Genomic DNA, 6,786 nt, shown 5'->3' with positions numbered 1-6,786 from the left:
GGAAACAACCCGCCGATGCCATCGCACGTGGTGTGGCCGCGTACCTCATGCGGCAGTAGCCCGGGCCCCGGCGGCCCGGGTTGCTCCACCGGCACGCCGAAGGGCCTCGGGATCGGATGAACCGTTCCCGAGGCCCTCATGCCTCACATCGTGTTCAACGTCTCACGACGCCGCACGCGGACCCTTCGAGCCCTCAGCCCTCGGTGGTCTCGGCCTCGGCGACCTCGTCGTTGTTCTTCCTGCGGCGGGCCAGGTAGGCGGCGGCGCCACCACCGGCGGCGATCGCGGTACCGGCGGCGATCAGCCCGAGGACCGGGGAACCGGTCTGGGCGAGGGGCTCGGCGTCCTTGACGTCCGTCTTGGGGAGCGTGTCCTTGTCGCGTTCCTTCGGCGGGGTCTTGTCGTCGCCCTCGGTGCCACCCTCGTCGCCCTCGCCACCACCGGTGTCGCCCTCGGCGGCACCGATGGTGATGCCAGCGGCGCTCTCGGCGAGCGGGTAACCGGCGACGACCTCACCGTTGACGGCGAAGCCCACGTACAAGCTGGTGTACGCGTCGTTCCAGAGGAAACCGGCGTCCTCGCTCTGCACGACACCCTCATCGATGAGGGGCACGATATCGACCTCGACCCGCTCACCGTTGGAGAGGACCGAGGCCCCGGACTCCTGGAAGTCACCCTCGAAGGCCGAGTGCGAGACGTCACCGTCCCAGGTCTGGGAGGTGCTCACCGTGGCACCGGTGATGGTGCCCTCGATGACGATGGTGTCACCACCGTCGACGAGCTCGGAGTTCTCCTCGTTCAGCTCGATGACTTCGTCCTCGACCGCAGCCGTGTCGACGCTCTCCTCGTCGCTCTCCACGTTCGCGGGAGAAGGGGACGGGGACGGGGTGGGGTCTTCCGCCGGCGGGGTCGTCGGCTCGGGCCGGTCACCCTCACCATCGCCACCACCCTCGTCGTCGGAGTCGGTGTCCTCGGAACCGCCGTCCCCACCACCGGAATCGGCGTCCTGGCCACCGCTCTTGTCGGAGTCGGAATCGGCGCCCTCACCACCGGTCTCCTCGCCCTCTTCGGAGGGCTCGTTCTCGTCGTCGTCGCCCTCGTCGTCGCCCTCGTCGTTGTCGTCGCCCTCGTCCTCGTCCTCGTCCTCGTCCGCTTCGGGGTCGAGGATCTCCTCGAGGTCGTCGAGGGTGATGCGCACCTTGGCGGTGTCGATGACGGTGGTGCCGGTGGCACCCTCGGCGTTGACCGTGGCGGTGGTGGTACCCGTGACGGTCAGCCAGTCACCGATACCACTGCTGAACGACTCGGAGACCGTCTGGTCCTGCGTGATGTAGGTTTCCGAAACGGTGTTCTCAGCTCCGACGGCGGAAGCGTAGCCCCACCCGTAGGTGTCGGCGTACGCGGGCATCGCCGTGGCCAGGCCAAGGGCGCCGAGGGCAGCGAAGGCGGCGCTTCCCTGGAGCAAACGGCGAGCACTGAGTCGAGTGTTCTTCAAAATCAATCCTCATTCGGATCATCCGGCCCCGAATGGTTCTCGGGCCGGGCCTGGCAGCGGTTTCCACCGCGAAAGAGCACGGGACAGGGGGAATCTCGTGGATCATGACCAGGGTCGGATGTGGGGGTGGACATGGCACGCAGAAGCCATGACCTGGCGCATCGAAGCAGGGGACCGGCTACGGCCCGCAGACGGTAAGAGCCGGAAAAGCCGATTTAATCGCTTTCGTCCGCCTACGACCAAAGATACACACTCGAAAAGCGAGTAATTCAGTACAGCGATATCAAAATGGTCACGATGGCGATCTGAAATCACCAAGATTGCGAGCAGGTAGCGAATTCCGTAAATATTTTAACTTCAGGTAAACCGAAACCCCGGACAGGCGTCCTACTAGAAAGGACTTTGTCGGACTCGATTCCCCGTACCACATATCGCCACCATCGACGGAAAACGAAGCCGGCGTCCACACCCGGCCAGGATCGCTACCGGTATGGCGCACGCCACCCCCGCTCGGCATAATGCGGGCCATGCACTCCCTGGATCGACCACTCCCTGAACCCGAGTTCGATGTGGTCTTCCCAGAGCCCGACCGGACACGGGCCGGGGCCCACCTCGGGCCGCTCACCTTCCGGCTCGACGACGCCGAAACGCACACGGGCTCCTGAGGACGCCCCTTCGAACCGCATGAACTGCACAATGGGGACCATGTCTCTGACACCGGCGGACATCCGCAACAAGAAGTTCCACACGGTGCGCCTGCGCCCGGGTTACAACGAGGAGGACGTCGACGCGCTCCTCGATCGGATCGAGGCCACCCTGGTCGCTTTGGAGGGCGGGCCACGCCGGGGACCACTGATCACCGCCGAAGAGGTCCGCAACTCGCGCTTTCGCACCACGCGCATGAGCCCCGGGTACCGCGAGGACGAAGTGGACGACTTCCTCGATCTCGTCATCGCCGACCTCGCCGGGCGGGGCCTGGGCCAGTCCGTCCCACCACCGTTGCCACCCCACCCGAGCCAGGTCGATCCCCGGGGGCCCGCAGAACCCTCTGGTCGGCCTTCACCGGATCGACCCGCGCCGGCCGCCCTCCGCGGTGGGTCCCCGTCCGGCCCCCGGATGACCCCGGACGACATTCGCGACCAACGCTTCGCGACCACCCGGTTGACCACGGGCTACAACGAGCAGGAGGTGGACGAGTTCTTGGACCGCGCCGAGTACACCCTCGGCGTCCTCATCCAGGGCAGGCCGGATCGGGCCACTCTCACCTCCAGCGAGGTGGAACGGGTCCAATTCGCCACTACTCGGGCCCGCCCGGGCTACGATCCCGCCCAAGTCGATCACTTCCTGGACTTGCTCGCCGACGAACTCCGTCTCTACGAGCATTCCTGAGCCGGAACACGCCGGCATCGTCACTCCATGCCAGGGGAATCGGAAAGTAATATTTGAGCACAGAGAGTAGTGATCCCATGCCGCCGGTGGCCTGAGGGAGAGCGACATGCCACAAGCGACGCCGCACAGAAGACCCGCCCCCGCGTTGTGTGCCGTGGAGGTGGTCGAGGACGTCGTACCACCGTCCGGGCATCCTTGGGAGAAGCCGCTGTTCACTCTGTGCGCACTGGTCTCACTGCTGATGATCGCCGCCCTGGCTCACCTGGCCTGGTCGGTGCCCGAGACCTCGGTGTGGGTTCTGGCCGCGTTGATCGCACCACCCGTGATGTGTTGGTGGACACGTGGTCTGCGCTACGCTCGCGAACGATCCGAGTCGGTGCGCGTCTCCCCCACCCAGTTCCCCGAGGCCCACCGGTTGGTGGTGTCGCTGGCCACCGACATGGGCGTGCCACGAACACCCGAGGCCTACGTCCGCGTCGGCGCCCCCTCGCCCCGTGCCGACGCGGCCGGACACGGGCTGCGCCGCTACCTCGTCCTGCCGGCGGCCCTGTTCGACGAACTGGGCCGACTACGGGACCCGAGCGCGACGGCCTTCCTGATCGCTCACCAACTCGGGCACGTCGTCGCGGGACACACCGGATACTGGCAACGCCTGCTCACCCTGGGCGCCGAACTCGTTCCCGGATTGGGGGCGTCGCTGTCCCGGACACGTGAGTACACGGCGGACGACCACGCCTGTGCGCACGTGCCGCAGGGAGTACACGCGGTGTGCCTGTTCGCCGGAGGATCCAACCTGTACACGAGGGTGAACCTGGGTGAGATGGCGGCCCGGGCCTCGGCCGGTCGGACTCCCTCATCGCTGCTCTATCACCTGCTGTCACGCCATCCGGGCAATGCCCGACGCATGGCCGCCCTACGCGATCGCACACGCAGGGGCCGGGTACTCCTTTGAACCCTCCGGCGCCGATTCGACCCACTTCATGGTCCCTGCTCCGCGTGTCGGCCCACGCACAGCCCCACCTCCCCCTAGGGTGTTCGCGAACCAGCGGAAAACTCGTCTTCTTCGAACGTATGCTCGATAGGCTGTGATCGTGAGTCTTCTGAACGAACAGATCGACGTCCGTTCCACCGACCGAGGAACGCCCGCACGGTTCACCTGGCGCGGCCGCACCTTCTGGGTGCGCAGAGTCATCGGGGACTGGCCCGTACGCTCCGGCTCCCCCGGGGCGTCGGAAACCGGGATCCACCTGCTCCGTGTCTCGGCGGAGTCGGACTCCGGCGAAGCCAGCATCATCGACATCAGCAAGGACACCGGCTCGAACCGGTGGACCATGCGCCGCCGGTGGAACTGACCCACGCCCGGAACCGCTGCCCGTCGGGGGGCGCCCCGGCGGGCCGAAAGCGGGTCAGCGCAGGAAGTAGGGTTCGCCCTCGGCCCGACGGGCCCACTGAATGCGTTCGAGTACACGTTCGGCCATGACGGGCATCTCCTCGGGGGCGAACCAGGCCACGTCCAGGCTCTCGTCACCATCGGCGCGAGGCTCACCACCGACGGGACTACAGCGAAAGGCCAGGTCGAGGAACTGCACCCGGTCACCGTTGGGGTAGGTGTGCGGTTCCTGGGTGACCACGGTGGCCAGCCTCTCCACTCGGACCCTCACCCCCGTCTCCTCCCGCACCTCCCGGACCACGGCCGGGGCGGGCTGTTCCCCCGGTTCGAGGATGCCACCGGGCGTGGCCCAGCGACGATCGTCGGAGCGTTGGTGCAACAGGACACGGCCATCGTCGTCGAGCACCACCGCGGTCACCCCCACCAGAGGCAGAAGGCCATGACCGACGTGTTCGCGCAGCCGCTTGAGGAAATCGGGAACGGGCATACTCCGACGTTAGCGGCGCGTCCGGGTCACCCCCGCGCGGCACGCGGTTCGGCGTACTCCTCGGCGAGGATCGACATCAGGACCGTGTCGTGCCACTCGCCGTCCCAGCGCAGGTGCTTACGCCACACGCCCTCACGTACGAAACCGGACTTGCCGTAGGAGCGTTGCGCCCGGGTATTGAAGGCGAACACCTGCAACGCCACCCGGTGCAGCCCCACGGTTTCGAAGGCGTACTCCAAAACCGCGTCGGTGGCGGCCGTGCCGTAGCCCCTGCCGGTCAGACGCATGCTGTTCAGGGCGATCCGGTAATCCACACTCGCGTTGTCCGAATCCAGGTCGATAAGGGCGCAGTCACCGAGGCATTCGCCCGTGTCGCGATCGTAGATCAGCCAATCGGCACGGTCGTGGTGGTCGGGGCGGCTCGCCGCGAAGGATCTGAGTCCTTCTTCGGTGAACACCTGGTGGGTGCCGGTCAGACGCCGCACCTCGGGATCCAGGTCGAGGATGGTCGGGATGAAATCGTCGGCGTTGCCGGCGCTGAGTCGAACGAGGCGGACCCCACGACCGAGAAGGGTCGGCTGGTCGCGGAAGGGGTCAAAAGGCAGCATGATGGGGATCCAAGCAGCGGTTCCGGAGGATGGACAACCGGTTTTCGAGGGGGTGGCGGGTGGAGAAGGTGAGTTTCCAGACCGTCCGTGAAACCAATCTTCGTTCTGTTCTGCGCACCGTACGCGAGCTGGCCCCCTGTTCACGCGCGGCCGTAGCCGCCGCGACCGGCCTGAACAAAACCACCGTCTCCAGCCTGGTCGTCGACCTGATGGGACGCGGCCTGGTCCGGGAGACCGGGGAGACCTCACAGCGGCGGGTGGGGCGCCCCGGGGTGTTGCTGGCGCTGGACGATCGGTCGGTCGCGGCGATCGGGGTGGAGGTCAACGTCGACTACCTGTCGGTGGTGGCCGTGGACCTACTCGACCGTGAACTGGTCGAACGGCACGTGCCCCTGGACGCCCGGGCCGCCGGAGCCCGAGAATGCGCTCGACGGATCGTGGCCGCGCTTGAGGAGACGATGAAGCTCCCCGAGGTGCGCGACCGCACCGTGGTCGGGGTGAGTGTGGCCGTGCCCGGTCTGATCGACGTTCCCTCCGGTGTCGTGACCCGGGCCCCCAACCTGGGCTGGCGGAACGTGCCCCTGGGTGACCTGGTGCGTGAGTGTCTGGCCGGGATGCCGGTGCTGGTGGACAACGACGCGAACCTCGGGGCGATGGCCGAGTACCGTTTCGGGCCGTGTTCGGGGACATCGGACCTGGTCTACCTGACCGGGGAGGTGGGCATCGGCGCGGGCGTGCTGACCGGTGGGGAACTTCTGCGCGGCGCCGGTGGATGGGCCGGGGAGATCGGTCACCTGGAGCTGGAACCGAACGGGCCCGAGTGCTCCTGCGGACGGCGTGGGTGCCTGGAGGCCTTGGCCGGGGTGGAGGCGATCCTGCGTGAGGCGCTGCCCGATCGGGTACCGGATCATCCGCTGTCCGGGGGTGATGTCGCCGCTTTGGTGGGGACCGCCGTGGAACGGGCGCAGGCGGGGGACCCAACGACCGTGGCGGCCTTGGAACGGGCCGGAACATGGCTGGGACGCGGGGTGGCGGCCCTGGTCAACGTGGTCAACCCGGGGGCTCTGGTGTTGGGTGGCTACTTCGTGCCCCTGACGCCGTGGCTCCTCCCCCGGTGTCGTGAGGCCGCGCTGGCACGTTCATTCGCGCCTGAGGCGGGTGGTTGCCGAATGGAACCCTCGGACCTGGGCCTGAGCGCTGCGGCTCGAGGCGGCGCCGCGGTGATGATCCACGCCCTGGACACGGGCGCCCTGCCGCTGCCCAAAGCCACGGCTCCGGCGTAGGGCCGGCCCCGGACGGAGCCGTTTGCGTCCGGTCACGGGTGGGGACGCCACCCGGCACATGTTGGATCTGTCCTGGCCGTACCCGTTGACAATTAGTTGTGTCTCTAGACAAACTAATCGCGTCCGGCCCGGAC

Annotated in this window: 8 protein-coding genes; 5 read left to right on the top strand and 3 right to left on the bottom strand. The window is 67.4% G+C overall.

Going from position 1 to position 6,786, the window contains the following annotated elements:
• Positions 1-193: 193 nt before the first annotated feature.
• On the bottom strand, positions 194-1,495 hold the full coding sequence (locus tag D472_RS0103405; protein ID WP_239642902.1) for an LPXTG cell wall anchor domain-containing protein: 1,302 nt from the start codon (positions 1,493-1,495) through the stop codon (positions 194-196).
• A 527-nt stretch (positions 1,496-2,022) separates the two neighbouring features.
• Between D472_RS0103405 and D472_RS28400 the strand changes: the two genes are divergently transcribed.
• The 4 genes from D472_RS28400 to D472_RS0103390 all read left to right on the top strand — a co-directional run bounded on the left by D472_RS28400 (position 2,023) and on the right by D472_RS0103390 (position 4,236).
• Positions 2,023-2,160: a hypothetical protein gene (locus tag D472_RS28400; protein ID WP_161625094.1), complete on the top strand. Its 138-nt coding sequence runs from the start codon at positions 2,023-2,025 to the stop codon at positions 2,158-2,160.
• 31 nt (positions 2,161-2,191) lie between these two features.
• Complete coding sequence (locus D472_RS0103400; protein ID WP_017603100.1) at positions 2,192-2,884, top strand: DivIVA domain-containing protein; 693 nt, start codon at positions 2,192-2,194, stop codon at positions 2,882-2,884.
• Between the two features lie 106 nt (positions 2,885-2,990).
• Positions 2,991-3,836: a M48 family metallopeptidase gene (locus D472_RS0103395; protein ID WP_083903369.1), complete on the top strand. Its 846-nt coding sequence runs from the start codon at positions 2,991-2,993 to the stop codon at positions 3,834-3,836.
• 139 nt (positions 3,837-3,975) lie between these two features.
• A complete protein-coding gene (locus D472_RS0103390; protein ID WP_026117336.1) occupies positions 3,976-4,236 on the top strand; it encodes a DUF6504 family protein in 261 nt (86 codons plus the stop codon).
• Between the two features lie 54 nt (positions 4,237-4,290).
• Here D472_RS0103390 and D472_RS0103380 read toward each other — a convergent pair whose 3' ends face one another.
• The gene (locus D472_RS0103380; RefSeq protein ID WP_017603097.1) at positions 4,291-4,761 is read right to left on the bottom strand and encodes an NUDIX hydrolase; all 471 of its coding nucleotides are present in this window, start codon (positions 4,759-4,761) and stop codon (positions 4,291-4,293) included.
• Between the two features lie 26 nt (positions 4,762-4,787).
• Positions 4,788-5,369 (bottom strand): GNAT family N-acetyltransferase, encoded by a 582-nt coding sequence (locus tag D472_RS0103375; RefSeq protein ID WP_017603096.1) that lies wholly within the window; start codon positions 5,367-5,369, stop codon positions 4,788-4,790.
• A 29-nt stretch (positions 5,370-5,398) separates the two neighbouring features.
• Here D472_RS0103375 and D472_RS0103370 point away from each other — a divergent pair, with 29 nt between their 5' ends.
• Positions 5,399-6,652: an ROK family protein gene (locus D472_RS0103370; protein ID WP_051045930.1), complete on the top strand. Its 1,254-nt coding sequence runs from the start codon at positions 5,399-5,401 to the stop codon at positions 6,650-6,652.
• Positions 6,653-6,786 lie beyond the last annotated feature (134 nt).

Origin of the sequence: Nocardiopsis alkaliphila YIM 80379, assembly GCF_000341005.1 — a bacterium.
Taxonomy (GTDB): domain Bacteria; phylum Actinomycetota; class Actinomycetes; order Streptosporangiales; family Streptosporangiaceae; genus Nocardiopsis; species Nocardiopsis alkaliphila.
Note: the sequence above shows the minus strand (reverse complement) of the source record. Positions and strands in the feature narration are given on the sequence as shown.

Coding starts and splice junctions, on each gene's coding strand:
- D472_RS28400 (WP_161625094.1), top strand. CDS start 2,023: ATGCACTCCCTGGATCGACCACTCCCTGAACCCGAGTTCGATGTGGTC.
- D472_RS0103400 (WP_017603100.1), top strand. CDS start 2,192: ATGGGGACCATGTCTCTGACACCGGCGGACATCCGCAACAAGAAGTTC.
- D472_RS0103395 (WP_083903369.1), top strand. CDS start 2,991: ATGCCACAAGCGACGCCGCACAGAAGACCCGCCCCCGCGTTGTGTGCC.
- D472_RS0103380 (WP_017603097.1), bottom strand. CDS start 4,761: ATGCCCGTTCCCGATTTCCTCAAGCGGCTGCGCGAACACGTCGGTCAT.
- D472_RS0103375 (WP_017603096.1), bottom strand. CDS start 5,369: ATGCTGCCTTTTGACCCCTTCCGCGACCAGCCGACCCTTCTCGGTCGT.
- D472_RS0103370 (WP_051045930.1), top strand. CDS start 5,399: ATGGACAACCGGTTTTCGAGGGGGTGGCGGGTGGAGAAGGTGAGTTTC.